The sequence below is a fragment of the Streptomyces sp. NPDC039430 genome, from assembly GCF_055639435.1.
Genome location: NZ_JBVKAK010000004.1, coordinates 201679 through 226539, shown reverse-complemented (window position 1 = coordinate 226539; position 24861 = coordinate 201679). Strand labels below are relative to the sequence as shown.

The window sequence follows — 24861 nt, the reverse complement described above, 5'->3', positions numbered from 1 at the left end:
CCGACGCGGTGCCGGACGGCGTTCCGCTGGAGGCCGCGCGCGAACTGCTGGGACGGGAACTGGCCCTGCGGTTCGCCCCGGCCGCCGGGCCGGCCGTGGTCCCCCTCGGCGCCGGAGACGTGCTCGGCCACCGGGGCGAGGACCGCCACGCCGCCGTACGCCCCGGCGCCACCGTCCATCTCACCTCGGGGGCCGTGCTGGTGGGCCCCTGGGGCGGCGACGACGCGACCGCCGCCTGCGGCCAGTGTCTGGCCATGCGCTGGCAGCGGCTGCGCACCCGTACGGAGCGGGACGCCCTGGAGACCGGTTCGCGCACCCGCGCGGCCGGCCACTGGCCGCGGCTCACCCCGTACGCCCTGGACGCGGTGGAGGCGCTGCACCGCGCGGTGTTCCTCCCGGGCGCCGTGCTCCCGCCGGGTCCCGGCGCGGCCGACCGGTCCCTCCCCCAGGTGTCGAGCCTCGACCTCGCCACGCTCCAGGTGCGGACCTATCCGCTGCTCGCCGATCCGCTCTGCCCGCACTGCGGGCCACGCGGCACGGACAGCCCGGCCGAGGCGGGCCTCGGCCCGGTGAGCCGGCCCAAGCCCGCCCCGGACACCTACCGGCTGCGCCCGGCGTCCGCGTACCCGATGCCGGTCGCGGCGCTCGCCAACCCCGTCTCCGGTGTCCTCGGCGCGGGCACCTGGATCAACGTCACCTCACCCACCACCGCGCCGGTCGCGGGCAGCGTCTTCATGCGCGGGTACGCGGGGCTGACCGATGTCACCTGGAGCGGCCAGGCCAACGGCTTCGACGCCAGCCGCGATCTGGCCTTTCTGGAGGGCCTGGAGCGGTACGCCGGTACGCACCGGCGCACCGGCACGGCCCTGCTCACCGCGGCCTACAGCGACCTCGGCGAGGACGCCCTCGATCCCGCCGCGTGCGGCTTCTACGCGCCCGGGACCTACCGCGACGACCCGATGGTCAGCCCCTTCGACCCCGACCGGCCCATCCCCTGGGTCTGGGGCCACTCCCTGCGCGACGAGCGCCCGGTCCTGGTCCCGGCCCGGCTCGTCCACTACAGCGCGGGCCTCGCCTCCGACAACTTCGTCTTCGAGTGCTCCAACGGCTGTGCGATCGGCGGCTGTCTGGAGGAGGCGATCCTGGGCGGGCTCCTCGAACTCATCGAGCGGGACGCGTTCCTGGTCGCCTGGTACGGGGCCACCCCGCTCACCGAGATCGATCTGGACTCCCTCGGCGACCGTACCGTCCGCACCATGATCGACCGGGCCGCGCTCCAGGGCTATGACGTCCACGCCTTCGACAACCGGATCGACCTCGGCGTACCGGTCGTCACGGGCCTGGCGGTCCGGCGCGACGGCGGCCCCGGCACCTTCTCGTTCGGCGCCGGCGCGAGCCTGGATCCGGCGGCGGCCCTGGAGGGCGCCCTCTCCGAGGTGCTCACCTACATTCCGCATCTGCCCCGGCAGGTGGCCGAGCGGCGGGACGAACTGGAGGCCATGGCCGAGGACTTCGGGAAGGTGCTGCACCTCAAGGACCATGCCCAGCTCTACGGACTGCCGAGGATGGCGGAGCACGTCCGCAGCTATCTGGAGCCCTCCGCCGTGCGGCCGATGGCGGAGGTGTACCGCGACTGGGAGGAGCGGGAGCGGCCACGGACGGGCGACCTGCGTGACGATGTGGCCTACTGCCGCGACGCGTTGGTACGGGCGGGACACGATGTCATCGTCGTCGACCAGACCACCCCGGAACAGCACCGCATCGGGCTGCGGACGGTGGCCACGATCGTCCCCGGCCTGCTGCCGATCGACTTCGGCTGGTCGCGTCAGCGCGCGCCGCGTATGCCGCGACTGCGGAGCGCCGCGTTCCGGGCGGGGCTGCGCGACCGGGAGCTGACGGAGACGGAGATCAGGCTCGTGCCGCATCCGTTCCCCTGACCACGGTCATGGGGCCGGACATGACAGAACGGGCGGTACCCGCGCGGAAGGTCGCGGGTACCGCCCGTCCGCCGTGCGGAGCGCGGAGGATCAGGCGCTGCAGGAGGTGGTGCTGGTGGTCGAGGAGCAGGTCGACGTCGAGCTGCAGCTGGTGGAGCCCGCGAGCACGACCTCGCTGGCGTCCGAGTAGTCCGAGATCTCGAAGGTCTCCGACTCAAGCTCCATGATCTCGTCGGCGAGGGAGGCGAGGGGGCTCTTGTCAGCCATGGTGACTCCTAGAGGGAGGCCGGGCCACCGGGCTTTCCCCGGCGGTCCCTTGTCGTGCCACGGGTATTCCAGCCGACCCCACTTCCACATCGGCGGGTCTTCCACTGACCGATCGTGTCAGCGGTCTGTAGGTCACCCGCCGTGTCCGTACCGCACGATGGGCCGGGTGAACCACGTACCCGTCGCGTACCCCGGCGAGAACACCCCTGTCCTGGACGGGATACGGGGGATCCTCCGTCCGGCGGCCGCCTTCTGTCTTGACCTGCACCGCCACCCCGAACTCTCCGGCGAGGAACGGCGCACGGCCGCCCGGCTGGGGGAGTGGCTGACGGAAGCGGGCTACGAGGTCACGGGAGAGATCGGCGGCCATGGCGTCGTCGGCGTCCTGCGCAACGGGGACGGACCGCGCGTGCTGATCCGCGCCGAACTGGACGCGCTGCCGGTCACGGAGCGGACCGGGCTGCCGTACGCGAGCGAGGGCCCGGCCATGCACGCATGCGGCCATGATCTGCATCTGGCCGCGGCGGCGGGCGCGGCGTCGCTGCTGTCCCGCGCCAGGGACCGGTGGCGCGGGACGGTGGTGATCATCGGCCAGCCCGCGGAGGAGACCCTCGTGGGGGCGCGGGCCATGCTGGCGGACGGGCTGTACGAGCGCTTCGGCCGGCCCGATGTGGTCCTCGCCCAGCACACCGCCCCGCTGCCGTCCGGCATGGTCGCCCACGGGTACGGTCCGATGCTCGCCGGAAGCGCCGGTTTCGAGGTGGTCGTCCACGGCCGGGCCGGCCATGCCGGCACCCCGCAGCTGGCGGTGGACCCGGTGGTCACCGCGGCGGCGGCGGTCCTGCGGCTCCAGAGCGTGGTGGCGCGCGAGTCCGCCCCCACCGAACCCGCCGTGCTGAACGTCGGGTCCTTCCACGCCGGATCCGGCGGCAACCTCATCCCCGACCGGGCGACGCTCGGCATCACCGTCCGCGCCATGTCGGAGCGCGCGCTCGACCGGATGGCGGCCTCGGTGGAACGGATTGTACGGGCGGAGTGCGCCGCGTCCGGCTGCCCCCGCGACCCGGAGATCACGGTCGTCTCCCGCTCCCCGGTGACCCATCCCGACCCCCGGGCAACGGAGCTCGTACGCGATGCCCATCTGCGGCTCTACGGCCGCGAGCGGGTGGCCCTCTGGCCGCCGGCCATGGCGAGCGAGGACTTCCCGCTGTACGGGGACGCGGGGGTGTCCGTGCACGGAATGCCGGGGATCCCGCTCGCCTACTGGATGACCGGCGTGGTGGGCCCGCGGACCTGGGCGCGGACCCCTGGTTCGGCCGAGGAGAAGCTCGCGGCCCTCCCGCCCAACCACTCACCGGAGTTCGCGCCGGACATCCGTACCGCGCTGCCCGCCGGGATCACCGCCATGACGTCGGCGGCGCTGTGCTGGCTGAAGGGCGGCGCCGGACCCGGGGAGTGAGCCGCCGGGACGCTCCGGGACCCGGCCCGACCCGGTAACCGGCCACCGGTGAGGGCGCGGTAGGCGGCGGTCAGCCGGCCGGCTGCTCGTCCGCGCCGATGGACTCCCTCAGCCGCGCGTTGGCCATGCGCATGTGCTCCGCCATCGCCTCGTTCGCCGCGTCCGGGTCGTGGGCGCGACGCGCTGTGGGGCGTACTGCTCCACGCGGTCGGCGACGCGCTGGGCGACACCGCGGCGCCCACCGCCGGGACCGTGGCCGACGGTGTGTCCGGGGCATCCGCCGCGGTACGCCGGCTCGGTGGCGCCGAGACCGGCGACAAGACGATGGTGGACGTCCTCGTACCGTTCGCCGACACCCTCGCGGGTGCCGTCGCCGACGGCGCCGCGCTCACCGCCGCCTGGGACCGCGCCGCGACCGCCGCGGAAGAGGCGGCGAAGGCCACGGCCGGGCTCGTCCCCCGTGTCGGACGGGCCAGACCGCACGCCGAACGGTCCCTGGGGACCCCCGACGCCGGTGCCCACTCCCTTGCCCTGATCGTCCGCGCCGTGCACGGCGTGCTCGCCGCACACTGACCACCACCCACCGAGGAGCAACACCCCATGAGCGACAAGCTGCGGATCGTCGTCGGCTCGGACGACGCCGGCTTCGACTACGAGGACACACAGAAGGAGGACCTCCGGCGGAGCGCTCTGGTCGCCACCGTCACCGATGTCGGTGTGGACACCGACGGACACACCGCGTACCCGACGATCGCCATCGCCGCCGCCGAGATGGTGGCGCGCGGCGACGCCGCCCGCGCGATGCTCCTCGGCCACACGCGGGTGGCGCTGGCCAACACCCTCAGGGGCGACAACCCGTTCTCCGACGCCTGTCTGATCGCCACGGACTACGGCCGTGAGCCGATCGTCAAGGACGACTGGAAGAAGGTCTTCCAGGACGACGGGCTGGACAAGGTCATCACGCGGATGCTGCGGATCAAGGAGATCAGGCGCTGACCACGCCCGTCAGCCCGTCGGCCCGTCGGCGGTCAGCCGGCCCCGACGGCCTCCCCGGTGCTCGCCGGGGGAGGCCGCCGGGGGAGGCCGTCGGTACGTACCGGCCTCCGGGTTCAGCGCCCGGAGGACGAGGGCGAGGACGAACCGGGCAGTTCCACCGCCTCCCGCAGCAGCTGGACGGGATGCCACGCGTCGCGGCGCGTGCCGTGGAAGATCTGCTGACGGCAGGAGACCCCGGTCGCCACCACCACGGTCTCCGGCGGCTCCGCCTCGACAGCGGGGAAGAGCCGGTCCTGACCGACGGTCATGGATACCTCGTAGTGCTCGGACTCGAAGCCGAAGGACCCGGCCATCCCGCAGCATCCGGCGTCCAGTTCGGACACCCGCACCCCGGGGATACGGTTGAGCAGACTCATCGTCGCGGCGGTGCCGACCTCCGCCTTCTGGTGGCAGTGCCCGTGGTAGAGCAGCCGGCGTCCGGCGAGCCAGGAGTCCTCACGCAGCCGCAGCCGGCCGTCGTCGACCGCCTCGACGAGCAGCTCCTCCACCTGGCGCACCCGCCCCGAGATGTCCTTGACGGCCGAGTCGTTCGGCAGCAGCGCCTTGTGCTCGTCGCGCAGCGTCATCAGACAGGACGGCTCACAGCCCACGATCGGCGAGCCGGGCTCCGTCGTCTCGGTGAGCAGATGGGCGAGCGCGAACGCCTTGTCCTTGGCGTCGTCGACCAGTCCCTTGGAGAGACTGGACCGGCCGCAGCAGCCCCGGCTCTCCAGCCGGACCTCCCAGCCCGCCAGCTCCAGCAGCTCGATCGCGGAGCGGCCGATGTCCGGCTCGGTGAAGGTGGTGAAGGAGTCGGCGAGGAACGTGAGTGTTCCCCGCGTGGCCGCGGGACGGCCCGACGCGGCGGCGCCGCGCGCGTGCTTACGGAACCAGCTCACCAGATCGCGCCGTACGAACACCGGCAGGGGGCGCTCCGAGGCGATGCCCAGCCAGCGGTCGAGCAGCCGTCGCAGCGGACGCAGCCGCCCCGGCAGATTGGACAGCGGCGCCGCCAGGGAACCGAGCCGGTTCAGCAGCCGGATCGAGCCGAAGATCCGTGACCGCAGCGGCACCCCGTGCAGATCGTGATGGTGCGACAGCGACTCGGCCTTGAGGGTGGCCATGTCGACACCGAGCGGGCACTCGCTCTTGCACGCCTTGCACATGAGGCACAGATCAAGGATCTCGTGCAGCCGCTCGTCCCCGAGCGCTGTGCGGGGATCGGGTTCGGAGAGCGCTTTGACCAGGGCGTTGGCCCGGCCGCGCGTGGAGTCCTCCTCGTTGCGGGTGGCCATGTACGAGGGACACATGGCGCCCGAACCGCTCTTGCGGCACAGCCCGATGTTCATGCACCGGTCCGCGGCGCCCCGCATCCCGCCCACCACCTCGAAGGAGAGGCGGGTCCGCAACGGCTCGGCGGGAGGCAGCGCGCGGTCGCGGAGGTTGTCCGTCATCGAGGGCGCGTCCACGATCTTGCCGGGATTCATCCGGTTGTCCGGGTCGAAGACCTGCTTGACCTGGCGCATCGCCTCGTACAGCCGCTCGCCGAAGATCTCCCGGTTGAACTCGCTCCTGGCCAGACCGTCGCCGTGCTCACTGGAGTTGACGCCGCCGTACTCCGTGACCAGGTCCTTGATCTCCACCGCCACCGCGCGCATGGTGTCGACCTGTCCCGGGTCGGTCAGGTCCACGAACGGCCGGATGTGCAGACAGCCGACCGAGCAGTGGCCGTAGAAACCGGCCGTCAGCCCGTGCCGGTCGAGCACCTCCTTGAAACGCTTGGTGTACTGGGGGAGATGGACCGGATCGACGGCCGTGTCCTCCACGAACGCCAGCGGCCGGCGAGTGCCCTCACCCGCCGCCATCAGCAGACCGAGGCTGGACTTGCGGACCTTCAGCAGGGAGCTCTGCTGGTCAGGGGTGATGGCCTGGAGAGTGTGATAGCCATGGCCGTGCCGGGCCCAGAGCGTGGTCAGCCGCTCCATGCCGGCGAGCAGTTCCCGCTTGTCGTCGCCGGTGAAGCTGACGAAGAGCAGCGCGTCGGGATCGCCTTCGAGGATGGTGCTCAGCGAGGCGTACTCGATCTTCTGCCGGGACAGGTCCAGGATCGTACGGTCCATCAGCTCCACCGCGGCCGGATCGCAGGCCAGGGCGTCCTCGGTGGCCTCGATGGCGGCGGCCGTGCTGGTGAAGTGGCCGACGGCGATCATGGTGTGGCGCGGTTTGGGCACGAGATCGACCAGCGCCTCCGTGGCGATGACAAGCGTGCCCTCCGAACCGACGACGAACTTGGCGAGGTCGAACGGGGTGTCCGGACGCGCCATCCGGTCCAGCCGGTAGCCGCAGGCCCGGCGCCAGAACTCCGGGAATCCCTCGGCGATGGCCTCGGAGTTGGCGCGTACGATCTGCGGCAGCCTCTTGTAGAGGCTGCCCTCCAGCGTGGGCTGGGCGGCCCTCCGCGCGCGCTCCACCTCGTCGACCGGCGCCAGCAGCGCCCGGCTCGCGTCGGAGAGGACGACATCGAGCTCCCGGACATGATCGATGGTCATGCCGTAGCGCAGCGATCCGCTTCCCGCCGAGTTGTTGCCGATCATCCCCCCGACGGTGGCCCGGTTGCTGGTGGAGGTGTCGGGACCGAACATCAGCCCCAGCGGCGCCGCCGCCCTGTTCAGCTGGTCCTGGACGACGCCGGTCTGGACGAGCGCCGTGCGGCGTCCGTCGTCGATCTCCAGGATGCGGTTCATGTACCGCGACAGGTCCAGGACGAGCCCCGGGCCCACGGTCTGGCCGGCCAGACTGGTGCCGGCCCCGCGCGGCACCAGCGGGACGCCGTACTCTCCGGCCGCCGCCACCGCGGCCCGCACATCGTCGGCGTGGCGCGGGAAGACGACACCCACCGGGGTGATCGCGTACATGCTCGCGTCCCGCGAGAACAGATGCCGCGTGTAGTCGTCGAACCCCACATCACCGTCCAGCTCCCGCCGGAGACGGTGTGCCAGGTCCTCTGCCGCCGCACCGCCGATCGCGGGGGCACCCGAACTGATCGTTGTCATGTTCACTCGCTCCACATGGTTCGGACGGTCACCGGCAACGCAGTACGTCGAGGGCGTCTCCCAGACCGCGCCGGTCGATGGGTACGCCGGCCAGTTCGAGGCCCATCTGCACCCCGGCGAGCGTCCCTGCCAGGGTGAGGTCGTTGAAGTGGCCCAGATGCCCGATCCGGAAGACCCGGCCGCTGAGCTTGCCGAGGCCCGCGCCGAGGGACATGTCGAACCGGTCGAGGATGATCTCGCGCACCTTGTCTGCGTCCTGTCCGGCGGGCAGCAGCACCGCGGTCAGTGATCCCGAGTGCTCGCGTTCGTCGGCGCAGAGCACTTCGAGCCCCCAGCCCCGGACGGCGGCCCGGGTCGCCTCGGCATGCCGGGCGTGCCGGGCGAAGACCGCGTCCAGCCCCTCGTCGGCGAGCATCCGAAGGGCCTCCTCCAGGGCGTAGAGGAGGTTCGTCGCCGGGGTGTACGGGAAGAAGCCGCGCCGGTTGGCCTCGATGACCGGCTGCCAGTCCCAGAAGGACTTGGCCAGCCGGGCGGTGCGCGAGGCGTCGAGCGCCTTGCGGCTGACGGCGTTGAAGCTGAGACCCGGGGGCAGCATGAGCCCCTTCTGCGATCCCGCCACCGTGACATCGACGCCCCATTCGTCATGGCGGTAGTCGATCGAGCCGAGCGAGGAGATCGTGTCCACGAGCAGCAGCGCCGGATGCCCCGAGGCGTCGATCGCCCGCCGGATCTCGGCGATACGGCTGGTCACCCCGGTCGAGGTCTCGTTGTGGACGACGCAGACCGCCTTGACCGTGTGCGTGTGGTCCGCCGCCAGCCGCTGGGCCACGGCCTCGGGGTCGGTGCCGTGGCGCCAGTCCCCGGGGACGAAGTCCACCTCAAGACCGAGGCTCAGGGCCATGTCCCGCCACAGCGTGGCGAAGTGGCCGGTCTCGAAACAGAGCACCCGGTCGCCCGGACTCAGGGTGTTGACCAGCGCGGCTTCCCAGGCGCCGGTACCGGAGGCGGGATAGATCACCACCGGACCCGCGGTGCCGAACACCGGCTTGATCGCGTCGAGCAGACGCAGGGTCAGGGCGGAGAACTCGGGACCGCGGTGATCGATCGTGGGCGCCGACATGGCGCGGAGCACCTGGTCGGGGACGTTCGTCGGGCCCGGGATCTGGAGGAAGTGGCGGCCGGTACGGGAGGTCATGCGAACGGCTCCCCTCAAGGGTTGTGCCGTAAGACGGCACGGCGTATCGTGTGATGGCACGGCGGAGCATAGGGTTCGATTGCGGAGGGAGTCAATGGATGCAGAACGTCCTCAACGCGCTCAGGGCGCTGGAGGAGGTGGCCGCGCGTCAGCCGGTCGGGGTCGCGGACCTGGCGCGGGCCATGGAACTCCCGAAGAGTTCCGTCCAGCGCGCGCTGGTCACCCTGCACACCGCCGGGTGGCTCCGCCCGGCGGGCGGCACCCCCACCCGGTGGGTGGTCACCACCAAGGCGCTGCACGTCGGCCGGCATGCCACCGGCGAACTGGGGCTGCGTGATGTCGCCGTACCGGTGATGGAGGAGCTGCGCCGCCGCACCGACGAGACGGTCCATCTGGCGGTGCCCGAGGGCGGCAAGGTCGTGCTCATCGAGCGGCTGGAGACGGCCCAGCCGGTACGCATCATCCTGCCGTTGGGCCAGAATCTGCCGCTGCACGCCTCGGCCAACGGCAAGGCCGTGCTGGCGGCGAGCCCCGCCGGGGTCATCGACCGGCAGCTCGCCGAGGGGCTGTCCGGCTTCACCGCCACCACCATCACCGATCCCCGACGGCTGCTCGCCGAGCTGGCCGAGATCCGGGAGCGCGGATACGCGGCGAACGGCGGCGAATGGCGCACGGATGTCTCGGCGGTCGCGGCGGCCGTGCTCGGCGGCTCGGGGCAGCCGGTCGCGAGCATCAGTGTCAATGTCCCGACCAGCCGTCTGACCAGCGAAGACCAGGCCGCTTATGGCCTCTTGGTGCGGGAGGCCGCGGCGGCGGTCGGTGCCGCGCTGGGGGGCGTACGTACCCCGACGGGAGGTGACGGTGTGTCAGGACACAGCTCTTGACGCCTTCTGGCGCCACTCCCATACTTCCGACTGCGGAAATTGAATTCCGTATTGCGGAAATATTGGAGTCGGACTGAAGGCGAGGAAGCCTTGTGTCAGATCACGTCATCTCCATCATCGGTCTCGTACTGATATTCACGGTCGCCACCGTTTTCTCGGTGCACATGGGCGCTCTGGCCATCGTGGTCGCGTTTGTGGTGGGAACCGTGTTCGTGCATGAATCCGCGGACGACATCTTCGCGGGGTTCCCCGGAGACCTGTTCGTGGTGCTGGTCGGTGTGACCTTCCTCTTCGCGATCGCGAAGAACAATGGCACGGTGAACTGGCTCGTCCACGGATCCATGAGAGTGGTGCGCGGCCGGATCGCGCTCATCCCGTGGATCATGTTCCTGGTCACCGCCGTGCTGACGGCCGTCGGCGCGGTGGTCCCGGCGGCCGTCGCGCTCGTCGCTCCGATCGGCCTGGGATTCGCGAAGCGCTACCGGATCAATCCGCTCCTGATGGGCCTGCTCATCATCAACGGCGCCAGTGCCGGAGGTTTCTCGCCGATCAGTGTGTTCGGCAGCATCACCAACGGAGTGATGTCCCGGAACAACCTGCCCGGAAATCCGGCACTGTTGTTCCTCTGCTCCTTCCTCTTCAACGTCGCCCTCAGCCTCTTCGTGTTCTTCCTGTTCGGCGGGCGCGCGCTGCTGGGGCGGCGGGAGGCCGCTGCGGGTCCGGGGGCTCAGGAGGTGAAGTCGCGGGACGGCGACAGCCCGGATGGCGGAGCCGGCGGGGGCGGTGGCCGGACGGTCACCGCGGCCCTGTCCTCGGGGTCCTCCGGGGCCTCGGTGTCCTCCGCGGCCTTCGCGTCGGGCGCGTCGGGCACGGCGCCGGCGCCCGCGGGAGGCGGCGGCCTGGCCGTGGCGGTCGCCGGCGAGACCGCCGAGGAACCACCGCTCACCCTCGACCGCGCCCGTGTGCTCACGCTCCTCGGTCTGCTCAGCCTGGTCGTCGGCTCCCTCTTCTTCGACCTCAATGTCGGGCTGATGGCCCTCACCGTGACGGTCGTTCTCTCCCTCGTCTCACCGGAGTCGGCGAAGGGGGCCGTGGACAAGTGCGCGTGGTCGACGGTCCTGCTCGTCTGCGGCATCGTCACGTTCGTCGGCCTGATGGAGCGGATCGGCACCATCGACTACCTCGGCGAGGGCGTCGCCTCGGTCCGTACCCCGCTGCTGGGAGCCCTGCTCATCTGTCTCATCGGGGCGGTCGTCTCCGCCTTCGCCTCCACCACGGGCATCCTGGGCGCGCTGATCCCGCTGGCGGTCCCCTTCCTGCTGGGCGGCCAGGTCGGCACGGCCGGGCTGATCGTCGCGCTGGCCATCTCGGCGTCGGTGGTGGACTCCTCGCCGTTCTCGACCAGCGGTGCCCTGGTGGTCGCCAACTCGCCCGAGGCGCGGCGGGAGACGGTCTTCCGGGGTCTCATGGTGTGGGGCCTCGCGATGGCCGCGGTGGTGCCCGTCGTGACCTGGGGAGTGTTCGTCGTCCCCGGCTGGTTCTGAGCGCGGCGGGTGCCGGCGGACACGGACGACACCCCACCGCGGCCGGCTCCGCTACGCGCCGGTGCCGGTCAGCCGCCTGACCCTCAGCAGATTGTCGGTCACCGTGCCGGGCCGGCCGTCGGGAGCGGTCAGGGGCCGTTCCAGCGCCTCCTGGCGTTCGACCCGCCACTGCCCGGCCGGGAGGGCGAGCGCGTCGAGGACCTCCTCGTTCGTGGGGAAGCGGGCGTCGTGCGTGTCGTCGTCCGCCCAGGAGGGCCGCCCGGCGTGTCCGACCACGAGCAGGGTCCCGCCGGGAGCCACCGCGGCGGCGGCCGACCGCAGGATCCGGTCACGGGGGATCTCCAGCGGTGAGTGCAGGAACTGGGCGGAGACGAGATCGAAGGTGCCGGCCGGGAGGGAGACCCCCAGGTCGTGCCGCTGGCAGTCGATGCGGTCGGCGACCCCGGCCGCCGCCGCGTGGCCGGCCGCCCGGTCCAGGGCCGTCGGGGACACGTCGACGGCGGTGACCCGCCAGCCGGCCAGGGCGAGCCAGATCGCGTCGGCTCCTTCGCCGCAGCCGAGGTCCAGGGCCGTACCGGACGCGAGCCCGGTGACCTCACGGACCAGGGCCGGGTTCGCGTTGCCGCTCCACACGGCGTCCTTCGCCCGGTAGAAGTCCTCCCAGAACTGGTCCACCGGTACGTCCTGAAGCTGTTCGTCGGTCATGGAGGCGCCTCCCGCTCTGCCCGCCGGCCCCGTGGCCGGTGGTACGTGCTCGTCGTGGGATGGTCCGCTGCCGGCGCGCGAGGCGCAAATAATCTTGCTGATCCGGCAAAAGCCCGGAACGGACTCCGCCGTCGGCCCGGAGCGGGTTCCGCCGTCACGCCGGAGCACTCGCGGATACGCCGCTTCCCTGTTCGGTACCAGTTAGGTACCGTACGGGTATGCCGTCACTCAACATCAGTTTCACCGACGACGAGCTGGAGGCGGTCCGCGCGGCGGCCGCCGCCGAGGGCAAGTCGCTCAAGCAGTACGTCCACGACCTGCCCCTCCGCGAGCAGCAGCGTCTCCAGTTCGTCCGCTACGCCGTCAGCTGGGGCGAGCAGCACCGGGGTGAGTTCGACGAGGCCTTCGCCAACGAGGTCCCACCGGCGCGGCACGACAGGCGGGCGGAAGCCGCCTGATGCCGGTGCTGTACATCGACGTGGCCTGGCTCCTGGACGTACAGGAACAGGCCGTCCCGGAAGATGTCTCGGTGGCCGACTACTCGGCGCTGGTCGCCGCCGTCGCCCGCCACAAGACCCGCATCCCGCGCCCGGCGACCAGCGAACCCGATGTGGCCTGGCGCGCGGCGGCGCTCATGCACACCCTGGTGTGCCTGGAGCCTCTGCCGTACCGCAACAGCCTGTACGCCTGCCAGGTCACCGCCGCGTACATGCACGCGTCCGGCGAGGGGATCGATCCGCCGTACGGCGCCCTCGTCGAACTCGTACGGGCCATACAGTCCGGCAAGGCCAGCGTGTACCAGGCGGCGGACCGGATCCGCGGCTGGCGCATCTGACACGCGCTACGCCGCGTACGGCGGTCCCCGCTCAGGTCTCCTGCGGCTGCCGCTCGGCCGCAGGAGCGGTGACCTGAGGGGGGATCGGAGCCGGTGCGGGCGCCGGTGGGGAGGGTGCCGGGGCGCGGTCGACGCGTTCCAGCAGTGTGCTCACCGCGCCCAGTACCAGCGTGCTCACCTCCGCGGAGTCCGCCGTCGACAGCGGCTCCTTGGGCGCCACCACCCGCATCAGACCGATGCCCAGCAGCCAGGCCAGCACGAGATCCGCGCGCAGCGCCGCGTCCGGTCCCGAGGTCAGCGTACGCAGCACCCGCGCGTACTCCTCGCCCAGTTGCTCGCGCACCGCGGAGACCGCCCCGCCGCCGCCCCCCGACCGCAGGAACGCCTCCAGGGACCGGTCCCGGTCGGCGGCAGGCGCCAGGAGATCGCGCAGTACCGCGGCGAGCAGGTGTTCCGCGGGTGTGGTGGCCAGCCGCTCCCGCCCCACCTCCGCCATGACCTCCTCGAAGAGCGCCTCCTTCGAGCCGAAGTAGCGGAAGACCAGCGCCTGGTTCGCCTCGGCCAGGCCGGCGATGTCCCGCACCGTGGTGCTGTCGAAACCGCGCTCGGCGAACAGCGTGGTGGCGGCGTCGAGCAGTGCCTGCCTCGTCTCCGCGGCGTTGCGCCGTCGCTCGGGCCCCTGGTGGGCCATGTCGCACCTCCCGTACTCCGTGCACCGGACACGGTAATGCCGTGACGGGGCGAATCCAGTGGCGGCGAGGCGCCGTTGACGGGACCGTACGACCCTCCTACCGTTTGTAATCGAGCGCTTACATCCTGTGGCTCGCGTACGCGCCGACCCGTGCGCGGAACGAGCCGCGTCCACGACTCGCGATCGGGGCTCCTCGATGACCGACGTACAGAACGCACCCGCCGGACCCGTCAGCTACCCCTTCAACCGGACCGACGGGATCGGGCTGTCCGAGGCGTACGCACACGCCCGTGACCAGCCCGGGCTGCTGAAGGTCCAGCTGCCGTACGGGGAACCGGCCTGGCTGGCCACCCGCTACGCCGACGCCCGGCTCGTCCTGGGCGACCGCCGGTTCAGCCGTGCGGCGGAGGAGGGGCACGACGGTCCGCGCCAGTGGGCGGAGCAGCGGGCCGGCGGCATCCTCCGCATGGACCCGCCGGACCACACCCGGCTGCGCACCCTGGTGGCCAAGGCGTTCACCGTCCACCGGGTCGAGAAGATGCGGCCCGACATCAGCAGGCTCGCCGACGAGCTCGTGGACGGTCTGATCGCCATGGGCCCGCCCGTGGATCTCGTCGAGGAGTTCGCGCTGCCGATCCCGGTCGCCGTGATCTGCCAGCTGCTCGGCGTACCGGTGGAGGACCGCCCGCGCTTCCGCGAGTGGAGCGACGCCGCGCTGTCCACCAGCGGGCTGACCGCCGAGGAGTTCGCCGCCAAGGACAAGGAGCTGCGCGCGTACATGGCCGGCCTGATCGCCCGGCACCGGGAGGAGCCCGCGGACGATCTCATGTCCGCGCTGATCCAGGCGCGCGATGTCGACGACCGGCTCTCCGAGCCGGAGCTCATCGACATGTGCGTCGGCATTCTGATCGCCGGACACGAGACGACGGCGACACAGATCCCGAACTTCGTCCACGCGCTTCTCGAACACCCTGAGCAGCTGAGGCGGTTGAGCGAGGAGCCCGCGCTGATCCCGGGCGCCGTCGAGGAGTTACTGCGCTTCGTGCCGCTCGGCGCGGGCGCCGCGTTCCCCCGTTACGCCACCGAGGACATCGAGGTCGGCGGCACGCTGGTACGCGCCGGGGAGCCGGTCCTGGTCGCGGTGGGCGCGGCCAACCGGGACGCGCTCAGGTTCAGCGCGCCCGGCGTGCTGGACATCGAGCGCGAGGGCGTTCAGCACCTGGGCTTCGGCCACGGTGTCCACCACTGCCTCGGCGCGCCGCTGGCCAGGGTGGAGCTCCAGGAGGCGCTGCGCGCGCTGCTGACCCGGCTGCCCGGTCTGCGGCCGGCGGGCGACATCGTGTGGAAGCAGCAGATGATCGTCCGTGGCCCGCGCACCATGCCGATCGGGTGGTGACCGATGGTCTGGCAGCTTCACGTCGACGGAGAACGCTGTATGGGATCGGGCATGTGCGCGGGGATGGCGCCCGACCACTTCACCCTGGAGGGCGACCGGGCACGGCCGCGCGCCGCCGGCGTCGAGCCCCATGAGGCCGTGCTGGACGCGGCCGATTCGTGCCCGGCGATGGCGATCACCGTGGTGGACGGAGGACGCGAGATCGCCCCGCGCCCCTGATACGGCCTGCCGGCTCCTCGCGCTCTCCCGGCTTCTCGCGCCCCGGCCCGTCCCCCGCGTCCGTCTCGTCGCGGCCGCCCTGTCCCCCGATGCGGGGCGGCCGCGAACTCGACACCGGAATGAGACCGCCTCACCCGGACGGATGACAGGCCCGGACACTGGTCACGGTGCCCGAACTCCTCGGCTGGCGTGTGCACGACGCACGGCGCGGCGGGCGAGTGGTGCGTCGTGCGGGGTCGGGGGGACGCTGTTCTGTTCACGGCGCACGGTCGGGGGCGAGCGGGATCCCGCCCAGCAGACCGAGGGCGTACACGAGATCGTGGACGCCGGAACCGGTCGTCAGCAGATCCCGGTTGAGCAGCCGCTCCGCGGTACGCAGATGGGCCGCGACCGTGGTCCGGCTGATGCCGAGGCGCCGCGCGGTCCGCTGCGCGTCGGTGTTCGTCTCGATCCAGGTACGCAGGGTGCCCCGCACCCGGTGATGGCCGGCGCCGTCCAGGGGTTCGAGGAAGCCCTCGGCCCACGCGGCGACGGTCCGGGTGCGGAACAGCGCCTCCACACCGGACACGGCCGGGCCTCCGGCGCCGAGTTCGGCGTCCTGATGCAGGCTGGTGATGGCGAGGGCCAGCGCGACGGTGGCGCGGGAGCGGACCTCGCGGAGGTCGACACCGAGTGCGTCCTCGGCGCGTTTGAGATGGGCGGTGACGGTGTTGCGGCTGATGCCCAGAAGAGCGGCCACACCGGATCGCGGGAAGTGCATCGCCAGCCGGGTCGTTTCGAGGGTGATCCCGGGCAGCGGGCGGAGCGGCCGGAGGAAGGAACGGGCCCAGCCGACGGCCGCGTCGCGCGGCAGCAGCCGTTCCAGCGGCTCCTGGCCCCGGTAACCGGCCACTCTGCCGGGGGCGTTGCCCGCCACGGCCAGGGCGTGCCTGGCCTGTTCGTACGCCTCGGCCGTCGCACGGAGCGGATGCGCGCCGCTGATGCCCAGCGCGTACCCGGGACTCTCCCCGACCAGCTCGCGCAGTGCCGCGCCCAGACCGCCGGGCCCGCCGGGACCCAGGTCCTGCCCGGCCGATCCGCGTGGACCCGGGGCGCCTGGTCCCCCGCCGTCCCGCGGTCCGCCGTCATCGGCGATCAGGCAGATCAGATGCTCGTCGTAGACCGGACAGCGCACCATCAGTCCCCGGCCGTGGTAGCCCGAGGGGTCCTGGTGGGCCCGCGCGAGCCGGTCCCGGTCCTCCGGCGGGCAGCGCAGCAGATGGACCCGGATACGGTCGCAGTCCAGCAGCGCGGGTACGGCCCCGGTCGTCATCCGGCGCGCCAGCACCGGATCCCCGGCCATGAGCGCCATGAAGAGGGCCACACGCAGTTGGTGTGCCTTCTCCTGGTATCCGTGGAGCGCCGTGTCGGCGGCGCGGGCGCGGAGCAGGATGCTGATGACGCTTCCGGTGTGCGAGGCGAGGGACGCCGCCCCGCGGCTCAGCCCGGCCGGCCCGGCGAGCACCAGCACCCGCCGGGGCGGCTCGGTCCCGACCGCCTCCAGCCGTAGATGTACCGCTCCGATCTCCGTGACGGCCGAGGCCATCCGGCCGGTGGCCAGCCGGGAGAGTATCGGCCCCAGCGGGCCGAGGACCTCCTCGGGGAAGCGTGGGGTGGACAGCTCCACCGCGCCCGCGCTGTCGATGAGCGCGATGTCCCTGTCCAGCTGGCGGTGGAGCCAGTCGACCACGCCCTGCACACCCGCGTCCGGCCGCCATGCCAACTGCCCGACCACATGGAGGAATTCATCGAGCCGGCCATCGGGTGCCCGTCTCTCCGAGTCCCCTTCCATCGGGTCCTCCCCTCCGGACAGCGTCGGAAGACGGTTCATGGCACTACGCGGCACGGACGCGGCTCTGGAGGTCGGTGCGCGCGCCGGCGAGGATCTCCTCGGCGAGGGCGGGATCGGCATCGGCGACGGCGCGTGACAGCAGCAGGGCGCCGGCCATCTCGCTGAACAGCGCGATGGCCCGCGCCCGGCGCTCTCCCTCGTCGAGACCGGGTACGTGGACGATCTCCGTGAAGCGGTCGAGATTGGCCGCCAGGCCCTTCGCGTAGCGGGCACGGGAGGCCGGGTCCAGTCGGCGGGCGTCGCCGACGAAGCCCGTGTTCGGGCAGCCGTGCTCGATGTCGGCGCGGTGTTCGGGCGAGAGATACCAGCCGATCCGCTCCGTGAGCGGGTCGCCGCCGCGGGCCTCGGACGCCGTGACGGCTTCGTCGAGATCGCTGAAACCGTCCGCCATGGCCTTGGCGACGACCGCGTCGACGAGCGCGTCCTTCGAGGCGAAGTGATTGTAGAAGCCGCCGCGCGTCAGCCCGGCCGCGCCCATCAGTTCAACGAGGCCGACGGCGTCGACACCGCGCTCACGGAACAGGCCGTCCGCGGCCGCGATGATCGCTTCTCGGTTCTCCGCTGCCTTCTGCTTCGAAACGCCCACTGTCTTCCCCCAAGCCCAGCTCCTGGGAGGACTGTAGCGGGCCGGGTCGGGAAGCTCAATGTCGATCGTCATTGACATCGTTGCCCTGCGGGCACAGAACGATGTCGATCGACCTTGAACTGGCCGGCCGGTCCGACTCCGTGCCATCCGATGGTCAACGCCTCCGACGCCGCCCACCCCGTGCGCGCCCCTCCTCGTGCGCGGGCGCGCACGGCGGTCCTCCGCCGGCTCACTCAGCCGGTGAAGTGATGCCTTCCCGAACCGGCGGCGAACACGGCGCAGCCGTCCTCCCGTCGCAGGAACGCGGCGGTCGGATGCCGTACCTCCGCCCGGCCCTGACCACCCGCGCCGGCCCCCGTGCCGCCCTCCGGGATCCACACCTCGGCGGTGGTGTTGGCCGGGAGCGAGACGGTGAGCCGGAAGCCGTCGGAGTCCGTCTTCCAGTGTGTGGTGACCGGGCCGTAGAGCGAGTCGTAGCGCCCCTCGGCCTCCGTCACCCCGCCACCGGGCCGTGGCCGGACGACGATCTCCCGGAACCCCGGGCCGCCGGGGGCGATGCCGGCGATGTTCGCGTACATCCACTCACCCACCGAGCCGTACGCGTAGTGGTTGAAGGAGTTCATCCCGGCGTCCTGGAAACTGCCGTCCGGCCTGATCGAGTCCCACCGCTCCCACATCGTCGTGGCGCCCTGGTCGATCTGGTAGCCCCAGCTGGGGAACGTCCGCCGCAGCAGCAACCGGTAGGCCACATCGTTGTGACCGGTGGCGGTGAGGACCGGCAGCAGTCGCGGAGTGCCGAGGAAGCCCGTCGACAGATGCCAGTCCTTGGCCCTGATGAGCTCGACGAGCCGGTCGGCGGCGGGCCCGCGGTCGGCGTCGGCCAGCAGGTCCATGGACAGGGCCAGGACATACGCGGTCTGTGTGTCGCCCTTCACCCGTCCGCCCGCGGCGACATACGCCGCGCGGAAGGCGTCGCGTACGGCGCGGAACAGCGCGGCGTACGGCGCCGGGTCCTTGCCCAGGACCTCGGCGGTCCGGGCGACGAGGTCGGCGCTGTGCGCGAAGTAGGCCGTGCCGATGACGTCCTTGGGGGTCTCGTCCTGGATGTTGAGCCAGTCGCCGAATCCGTCGGCGGGGCGCAGATAGCCGCTGCTGTGCGCCTCCAGATAGTCGAGCCACTTCAGCATGGAGGCCCACGACTGCTCCAGGACGCGGACATCGCCGTACGCCTGGTAGAGGGCCCAGGGCACGGTGACCCCGGCGTCGCCCCAGCCGGCCGCGCCGCTGCCGACCCCGGCGATATCGGGGGCGACATGGGTGAGGGCGCCGTCGTCCTCCTGCGCGTCACGCAGATCCCACAGCCACTTGGTGAGGAAGCGCGCCGATTCCATGGTGTACGCGGCGGTGGGCGCGAAGACGTTGATGTCGCCGGTCCAGCCGAGCCGTTCGTCGCGCGCGGGCGTGTCGGTGGGTATGGAGAGGAAGTTGCCGCGCTGGCCCCATGTGATGTTGCTGTGGAGCTGGTTGAGCATCGGGACATTCGTCTTGAAGTCCATCGTGAACGGCGCCGAGGTGTGGATGACCCGCCCCACGACCGCGCCGGTCGACGGCTTCCCCGGATAGCCCGTCACCTCGACATAGCGGAAGCCGTGGAAGGTGAAGCGCGGCTCGTAGATCTCCTGGCCGCCGCCCTTGAGGGTGTAGGTGTCGGTGGCGCGGGCGGTGCGCAGATTGTCGGTGTAGAGCGTGCCGTCGGGGTTGAGCACCTCGGCGTGGCGCAGCCGTACGGTGGTGCCGGCGGCGCCGGAGACGGTCAGCCGGACCGCGCCCACCATGTTCTGGCCGAGATCGAAGACGAAGACGCCGGGCCGGGGCTCCGTCACCTTCTTCGCGGGCAGCTCGCCCGCCACCCGCGAGGGGCCGTCCACCTCCGCCACGAGCGCGGCGGTGACCGTGTCGACGGTCTCGGCGGCCGTCCAGCCGGTCGCGTCGAATCCCGCGCGCGTCCAGCCGTCGGTCTCCAGCCGGGCGTCGTACTCCTCGCCCGCCATCAGATCGGCGGCGGTGACGGGTCCGGTCGCGGCGCGCCAGTCGGTGCCGGACAGCACCCGCTCGGTCGTGCCGTCGGTGTACGTGACCTCCAACTGGGCCAGCAGGGCGGGCCGTTCGCCGTACTGGTGCGGACCGAACCAGGCGATGTTCCCCGCGTACCAGCCGGCCGCGACCGTCGCCCCGAGCGCGTTGGCACCGGGTCTGAGCAGCCGGGTCACATCGTACGTCTGGTACTGGACGCGCTTGTGGTAGTCGGTCCAGCCGGGCGCGAGCCGGTCCTCGCCGATCCGCTCGCCGTTGAGATACGCCTCGTACAGCCCGAGGGCCGTGGAGTAGAGCCGGGCGCGCGCGACCTTCGCCCCGCGCCGCAGCCGGAATTCATGGCGCAGCTGCGCGGCGGGGGAGTAGGAGACCCGCGCCGCGCCCCAGGGGCCCGAGCCCCAGGCGGCGAGCGTCCTGGCGGCGGGCCACGCGGCGTCGTCGTACGCGGCGGTGAGCCAGTCGCCGGCGGGCTCCCGGTCGGTGGTCCGCCAGCCGCCGTCGGTGGCGAAGACGGTGGTGCCGTCCGCTGTCGTCAGCTCCAGCAGGCCGAGCAGGCCCGCGGGACCGACGGTCGCGTTGGTGGCGGAGACGGCGATCACCTGGGCGCCGGGGCGCAGGTGGCCGGTCACATCGACGACGACGGGGCGTTTCCAGTTCTCGGCGGGGCCGTACGCCTCGGCGTGTGCGACCCGGACACCGTTCACATAGGCGGTGTAGCCGTCGTCGGCGGTCACGACGAGCCGGGCGCGGGTGACACCGGCCGGGATGTCGGTCCGGCCCCGGAACCAGCGGGTCGCCGCCGGGGCGCTGCTCGCCGGATCCCCCTCGGGGAACCAGATCCAGGAGGCGCCGTCCAGCGCGGGAGCGCCGACGAGCGCGGCGGGAGCGGCGATCCAGCGCGCCGACCAGTCCGAGGCCTCGGTGAGCCCCGTCTCCCACCAGGACGGCGCGCTCCATCCCGACGCGCTGCCGTCGGCGTTCCACACCCGTACCGACCAGTGGTAGCGGGTACGTGATGTCAGCGCCGGGCCCGCGTAGGGGACCAGGGCCGACTGCGCCGAGGTGATCCGCCCGCTGTCCCAGACGTCGGGCCTGGCGAGGCGTTCCGGAGTGGTGGCGACCCGTATCTGATACGCGCTCTGCCGCTGTTCCGGCCGGTCGGACACGACGGGCCAACTCAGCCTGGGACGTGGCGTGTCGAGGCCGAGCGGATGGCGCACGTACTCGACCGTCGGTTCGGTGACGCGCGCGCCCGCGCCGGCCCCCGGCCCCGCGGCCCGAGCCAGGGACGGATCGGCTCCGGCGGCCGGAACGGTCCCGGCGACAAGGGCTGTACCCAGGGCGGTGGCGGACGTGCCGAGCAGTCGTCTTCTGCTGATCACAATGCGGCTCCGTTACGACTCGACAATGAATCGTTTCACTTCCGTGAAAGTAGGGAGACGTGTGAGACCTGTCAAGAGTCCTGTGACGACCTGTCGATGGCCGTGAGAAGGGCGAGTTCCGCCTATTGACGGGGCGGTTGGCGTTGCCCTAGCTTCCCTGGAGGGCTGGTTGAAACCTTTCATGTGCGTCTGCCACGCGATCTTGTGATGCCTTATTGCCTAGACTCCTGGCCAAGGCTTCGATCGGGACCTGGAGTGAAGATGACGCAGCAGGAGAAACCGGTACGGCGGATCAACACGGGTGAGGCGCATTCGGCCCGCGTCTACGACTACATCCTGGGCGGGAAGGACAACTACCCGGTCGACAAGGAAGCCGGCGACGCGATGTGCCGCGAGTGGCGGGCGCTGCCGGTGCACATGCGGGCCAACCGGGAGTTCATGCACCGGGCGGCCCGGTATCTCGCGCGCGAGGAGGGCATCAGGCAGTTCCTCGACATCGGCACCGGCCTGCCCACCTCGCCTAATGTGCACGAGGTCGTCCAGGAGGTCCGCCCCGACGCCAGTATCGTCTACGTCGACAACGACCCGATCGTGCTCGCGCACGCGCGGGCGCTCCTGACCAGCTCCCCCGAGGGTCACACCGCCTATGTCGACGCCGACATGCGCGACCCCGACGCGATCCTCGGCTCGCCCCAGTTCCAGGAACTCCTCGATCTGCGCGAACCGGTCGGGCTGCTGATCATCGGCATTCTGCACTTCATACTCGACACCGACGACGACCACGGCCTCGTCCAGCGCCTGCTGGATCCGCTGCCCGCGGGCAGCTTCCTGGCGATGACCATCGGCACCGCGGACTTCGCCCCGCAGGAGGTGGGCCGCGTCGCCGCCGAGTACGCACGGCGCGGCATGCCGATGCAACTGCGCACGCACGCCGAGGCGGAGGCGTTCTTCGACGGTCTGGAACTGGTCGGGCCGGGGGTCACCCAGGTCCACCACTGGCGGCCGGACGCCGGTCAGGAAGACATCGACGACCGCGACATCGCCATGTACGGAGGCGTCGCCCGGAAGAGCGCCTGAGCCGCGGACCCGGGTGCGGACCGTCCCGTAATCCCTGGCGGGCGCGCAGGGATTACGGGACAGCCCTTACCGGCCGACGCCCGTGCGACAGCACTCGCACGGGCATCGGCGCGGCGATGCGCCGGTGTGCCAACGCACCATTGTGGTACGTCAGTTGACGAAGACGGACGGGCTCCCGGACTGGCTCGTGTCTTTGACCGGGCCGTACTTCGCGGAGAAGTAGCTGGAGCCCGGGCAGGTGACCGGCCCGGACGACTTGCTGAACAGCTGGTTGGTGAAGGTGATGGAGTTGTCGGCGTTGGATGTGGCGCCGCTCAGTCCCGTTGAGGTGTAGACGCAGGTCGTCAGGCCGAGCAGGGTGTTGAGCTTGACGGTCGTCTGGACCGCTCCGGCCGCCCCGGCGCCCACGGTGAGCGGTCCCCCGGAGGTGACCGTCGTGCGGTAGGGCAGCCGGTCGACCGTGATGCTCTGAACCCCGGTGGTCCCCAGGATGTTCGTGGTGCAGCCGCCGAAGGTGTGTGCTGTCAGCGACTCGGTGGCGGTGCCCGGCGCGGCCGGATTGCCGGTGACGGTCGCGGTGAACTGCGAGGCCGTGCAGGTGATTCCGGTGGATCCGCCCGCGGTGGTACGGATCGCGACACTGGCGCCGCTGCTCAGCGACGAGGTGAAGACGTCCCCCACCGCGACGGCGGAGCCGCCGGCGCTGCCGTAGGTGAGGACATTGCCGGCGGCCGTCCCGGTGGCGGACGGCGAACCGGTGGCGGACGCCGTGCCGGTGGTGAGGAGGGCGACGGCGGCGATGACGCCGGCGCCGGCGAGTGCGCTGCGTCCTGAGCCCGTGCGAGTACCCATGCGAAGTCCCTTTCGCGAGTGCGGTGCGGGGTGAGGTGAGGTGGTACGTACGCGCTGTGGCGGCTCGGCCGAGCGCGTCGTCGCGGCCGGCGAGGGATGCGGCCGGCTGTGCGAGAGGGGCGGTGCCCGTGGGGCAGCGCCGAGAGGGTGTGAGGGGTGAACGGTTGCGGTACGGGACCGGCGCCACGGACCCGCACCGCGCCGCGAACGAGCGCGGCACAGAAGGAAACCCAAGAGCGTTGTAAGCCTGTGCCAGGCGCGGAGTCAAGGGGCCGCGAGGGAAGTCGCCGGTGATTGTTACCCGCGGTACCCGGACGTCAGCGGGGTGCCGGGGGTGCGCACCGGCTGTCGGTCCTGGCGGTCCGTCCGGTGGACCGTCGCGGACTCGCGACGCCTGGCACCGCTCGACCCGCCCGTGGCCGGAGGTGGCGGAGGAGTCGTCCGCGCAGGACCGGACCCAGGGCTCACACGCGATCAACACCCAATTCTCACAAGGCGGTTGACCGCGTGGATACCTGGGAGTAACTTTCCGGTCGACTCCCATGGCCGCGCCGTCGCCTTGTCCGGGGAAACCCCGCCGGCGCCGGGAGCCGTCCGCGCCAGGACATCGCCGCGCAAGCTCGTTCCGGTCATCACACCTTCAGGAGCAGCTCATGGCCACGTCCGACATCACCGGCGGTGAAACGCCAGAGAGAGCCGAACGGCGGGGGAGAGTGCGGTTCCGCCGCGCCGCGCTCATGGGCGTACCGGCGGTCGCCGCGGCCGCCACCCTCGTGATCCTCACGGCGCAGGGCGCCATCGCCGCTCAGTTCGCCATCTCCGGGATGCCCTTCACGGTCACCGCCGACCGTCTGGAGGGCCAGGGCTTCGAGCAGTTCGGCGGCATGGACAACATGGCGGAGGGCAGCCCCAACGCCGGCGACACCGGCGGCCAGGTCCTGGTGGTGGTCTCGGCCATCAAGAAGGCCAAACTCACCAAGCTCTGCCAGAGCGTGGAGATCGGCGGCACGTATCTGCACATCACCGCGGGCGACAAGGGCACACCCGTGTCCGCGACCGATCTGACCACCGACTCGACGGTGCTGACGGGCAAGCAGGCGGATTTCGAGAACATCGAGATCGGCGGCGACGCGAGCACCTTCACCAAGGCGGGCGTCAAGGGTCCCCTCGGCGTCTTCGGCCAGCAGGCCGACACCGTCACCATCACCAACCTGCGCCAGACCAACTGGGCGACCACCGCTGCCAAGTTCCGGCTGCCCAACCTCCATCTCAACTTCAGTTCGAAGGGCTGCTGAGCGTGGCTCCCCTCGGAACGAATCCCCCGGCCGGGACCGCCGTCCCGGCCGGGGGCCGCCACCCACTGCGCGCCTTCACCGCCTGGCGCAGACGCAGGCCCTTCTGGGGCGGAGCGCTCCTGCTGCTCGGCGGAGCGGAGATCCTGCTCACCGAACAGGCCTCGATCTCGGTCGTCCTGCAAGCGGGCGCGGGAGGCATCGCCGCCTATCTGCTTCCGCTGGTCATGGCCGTATGCGGACTGCTGGTGCTGCTGAACCCGGGACAGCGGCTGTTCTACTCGGTCATCGGTGTGCTGGTCACCCTCGGCACCTGGGTCACGTCCAACCTGGGCGGGTTCTTCGTCGGCCTGCTGCTCGGCGTCATCGGCAGCTCGCTGGCCTTCGGCTGGCTGCCCGACCAGGAGCCGCGCCGCTGGCGGCGGGCCCCACGCGGGACGGTGTGACGGTGTGGATCGAGGGACCTC

Annotated in this window: 22 protein-coding genes; 13 read left to right on the top strand and 9 right to left on the bottom strand. The window is 71.6% G+C overall.

The window, feature by feature from the left end; all coding sequences use genetic code 11:
- Positions 1-8: 8 nt before the first annotated feature.
- Entirely contained in the window at positions 9-1937 is a 1929-nt protein-coding gene (locus tag ACZ7LS_RS12820; RefSeq protein ID WP_385129854.1) for a TOMM precursor leader peptide-binding protein, read from the top strand.
- Between the two features lie 90 nt (positions 1938-2027).
- Here ACZ7LS_RS12820 and ACZ7LS_RS12815 read toward each other — a convergent pair whose 3' ends face one another.
- The gene (locus ACZ7LS_RS12815; protein ID WP_129766434.1) at positions 2028-2204 is read right to left on the bottom strand and encodes a thiazolylpeptide-type bacteriocin; all 177 of its coding nucleotides are present in this window, start codon (positions 2202-2204) and stop codon (positions 2028-2030) included.
- Positions 2205-2361: 157 nt separating this feature from the next.
- On the opposite strand from ACZ7LS_RS12815, the gene ACZ7LS_RS12810 reads away from it, so the two are divergent.
- From ACZ7LS_RS12810 to ACZ7LS_RS12800, 3 genes are all read left to right on the top strand, one after another.
- Positions 2362-3663 carry an amidohydrolase gene (locus ACZ7LS_RS12810; RefSeq protein ID WP_382519105.1) on the top strand — a complete coding sequence of 434 codons (1302 nt, stop codon included), beginning with the start codon at positions 2362-2364 and terminating at the stop codon, positions 3661-3663.
- A 183-nt stretch (positions 3664-3846) separates the two neighbouring features.
- A complete protein-coding gene (locus ACZ7LS_RS12805; RefSeq protein ID WP_385129852.1) occupies positions 3847-4236 on the top strand; it encodes a DAK2 domain-containing protein in 390 nt (129 codons plus the stop codon).
- Between the two features lie 27 nt (positions 4237-4263).
- On the top strand, positions 4264-4659 hold the full coding sequence (locus tag ACZ7LS_RS12800) for a phosphogluconate dehydrogenase C-terminal domain-containing protein (RefSeq protein WP_385129658.1): 396 nt from the start codon (positions 4264-4266) through the stop codon (positions 4657-4659).
- Between the two features lie 113 nt (positions 4660-4772).
- Here ACZ7LS_RS12800 and ACZ7LS_RS12795 read toward each other — a convergent pair whose 3' ends face one another.
- Together ACZ7LS_RS12795 and ACZ7LS_RS12790 are read right to left on the bottom strand one after the other, a co-directional pair.
- Entirely contained in the window at positions 4773-7751 is a 2979-nt protein-coding gene (locus ACZ7LS_RS12795; protein ID WP_385129656.1) for an FAD-binding and (Fe-S)-binding domain-containing protein, read from the bottom strand.
- Between the two features lie 28 nt (positions 7752-7779).
- Positions 7780-8946 (bottom strand): pyridoxal-phosphate-dependent aminotransferase family protein, encoded by a 1167-nt coding sequence (locus ACZ7LS_RS12790; RefSeq protein ID WP_382519112.1) that lies wholly within the window; start codon positions 8944-8946, stop codon positions 7780-7782.
- Positions 8947-9044: 98 nt separating this feature from the next.
- On the opposite strand from ACZ7LS_RS12790, the gene ACZ7LS_RS12785 reads away from it, so the two are divergent.
- Positions 9045-9830 (top strand): IclR family transcriptional regulator, encoded by a 786-nt coding sequence (locus ACZ7LS_RS12785; RefSeq protein WP_385129653.1) that lies wholly within the window; start codon positions 9045-9047, stop codon positions 9828-9830.
- Between the two features lie 92 nt (positions 9831-9922).
- Positions 9923-11374: an SLC13 family permease gene (locus tag ACZ7LS_RS12780; RefSeq protein WP_385129651.1), complete on the top strand. Its 1452-nt coding sequence runs from the start codon at positions 9923-9925 to the stop codon at positions 11372-11374.
- A gap of 51 nt (positions 11375-11425) precedes the next feature.
- Here the strand turns inward: ACZ7LS_RS12780 and ACZ7LS_RS12775 are convergent, their stop codons facing one another.
- Positions 11426-12079 (bottom strand): class I SAM-dependent methyltransferase, encoded by a 654-nt coding sequence (locus tag ACZ7LS_RS12775; RefSeq protein ID WP_385129649.1) that lies wholly within the window; start codon positions 12077-12079, stop codon positions 11426-11428.
- Positions 12080-12297: 218 nt separating this feature from the next.
- On the opposite strand from ACZ7LS_RS12775, the gene ACZ7LS_RS12770 reads away from it, so the two are divergent.
- Together ACZ7LS_RS12770 and ACZ7LS_RS12765 are read left to right on the top strand one after the other, a co-directional pair.
- Positions 12298-12537, top strand: coding sequence for a hypothetical protein (locus tag ACZ7LS_RS12770; protein ID WP_249953645.1), 240 nt, complete (start codon positions 12298-12300; stop codon positions 12535-12537).
- The gene (locus ACZ7LS_RS12765) at positions 12537-12914 is read left to right on the top strand and encodes a toxin Doc (RefSeq protein ID WP_382519121.1); all 378 of its coding nucleotides are present in this window, start codon (positions 12537-12539) and stop codon (positions 12912-12914) included. The genes ACZ7LS_RS12770 and ACZ7LS_RS12765 overlap by 1 nt, the downstream gene beginning before the upstream one ends.
- Before the next feature lie 31 nt (positions 12915-12945).
- Here the strand turns inward: ACZ7LS_RS12765 and ACZ7LS_RS12760 are convergent, their stop codons facing one another.
- A complete protein-coding gene (locus ACZ7LS_RS12760; RefSeq protein ID WP_382519122.1) occupies positions 12946-13605 on the bottom strand; it encodes a TetR family transcriptional regulator in 660 nt (219 codons plus the stop codon).
- 196 nt (positions 13606-13801) lie between these two features.
- Here ACZ7LS_RS12760 and ACZ7LS_RS12755 point away from each other — a divergent pair, with 196 nt between their 5' ends.
- Both ACZ7LS_RS12755 and ACZ7LS_RS12750 read left to right on the top strand, forming a co-directional pair.
- Positions 13802-15001, top strand: a complete 1200-nt coding sequence (locus ACZ7LS_RS12755; protein ID WP_382519124.1) for a cytochrome P450 — start codon at positions 13802-13804, stop codon at positions 14999-15001.
- Positions 15002-15040: 39 nt separating this feature from the next.
- Positions 15041-15220: a ferredoxin gene (locus ACZ7LS_RS12750; protein ID WP_382665451.1), complete on the top strand. Its 180-nt coding sequence runs from the start codon at positions 15041-15043 to the stop codon at positions 15218-15220.
- 256 nt (positions 15221-15476) lie between these two features.
- Here the strand turns inward: ACZ7LS_RS12750 and ACZ7LS_RS12745 are convergent, their stop codons facing one another.
- From ACZ7LS_RS12745 to ACZ7LS_RS12735, 3 genes are all read right to left on the bottom strand, one after another.
- A complete protein-coding gene (locus tag ACZ7LS_RS12745) occupies positions 15477-17051 on the bottom strand; it encodes a helix-turn-helix domain-containing protein (protein WP_385129645.1) in 1575 nt (524 codons plus the stop codon).
- Between the two features lie 43 nt (positions 17052-17094).
- Positions 17095-17697, bottom strand: a complete 603-nt coding sequence (locus ACZ7LS_RS12740) for a TetR/AcrR family transcriptional regulator (protein ID WP_385129643.1) — start codon at positions 17695-17697, stop codon at positions 17095-17097.
- 233 nt (positions 17698-17930) lie between these two features.
- Positions 17931-21173: an alpha-L-rhamnosidase gene (locus tag ACZ7LS_RS12735; protein ID WP_385129641.1), complete on the bottom strand. Its 3243-nt coding sequence runs from the start codon at positions 21171-21173 to the stop codon at positions 17931-17933.
- A gap of 261 nt (positions 21174-21434) precedes the next feature.
- Between ACZ7LS_RS12735 and ACZ7LS_RS12730 the strand changes: the two genes are divergently transcribed.
- Entirely contained in the window at positions 21435-22250 is an 816-nt protein-coding gene (locus ACZ7LS_RS12730; RefSeq protein ID WP_382519131.1) for an SAM-dependent methyltransferase, read from the top strand.
- Between the two features lie 150 nt (positions 22251-22400).
- Here the strand turns inward: ACZ7LS_RS12730 and ACZ7LS_RS12725 are convergent, their stop codons facing one another.
- On the bottom strand, positions 22401-23102 hold the full coding sequence (locus tag ACZ7LS_RS12725) for a Tat pathway signal sequence domain protein (RefSeq protein ID WP_382665444.1): 702 nt from the start codon (positions 23100-23102) through the stop codon (positions 22401-22403).
- 653 nt (positions 23103-23755) lie between these two features.
- Here ACZ7LS_RS12725 and ACZ7LS_RS12720 point away from each other — a divergent pair.
- Both ACZ7LS_RS12720 and ACZ7LS_RS12715 read left to right on the top strand, forming a co-directional pair.
- Complete coding sequence (locus tag ACZ7LS_RS12720) at positions 23756-24397, top strand: DUF6230 family protein (protein WP_382665442.1); 642 nt, start codon at positions 23756-23758, stop codon at positions 24395-24397.
- A gap of 65 nt (positions 24398-24462) precedes the next feature.
- Positions 24463-24840, top strand: coding sequence for a DUF6114 domain-containing protein (locus tag ACZ7LS_RS12715; protein ID WP_382882267.1), 378 nt, complete (start codon positions 24463-24465; stop codon positions 24838-24840).
- The last annotated feature ends 21 nt before the right edge of the window (positions 24841-24861 follow it).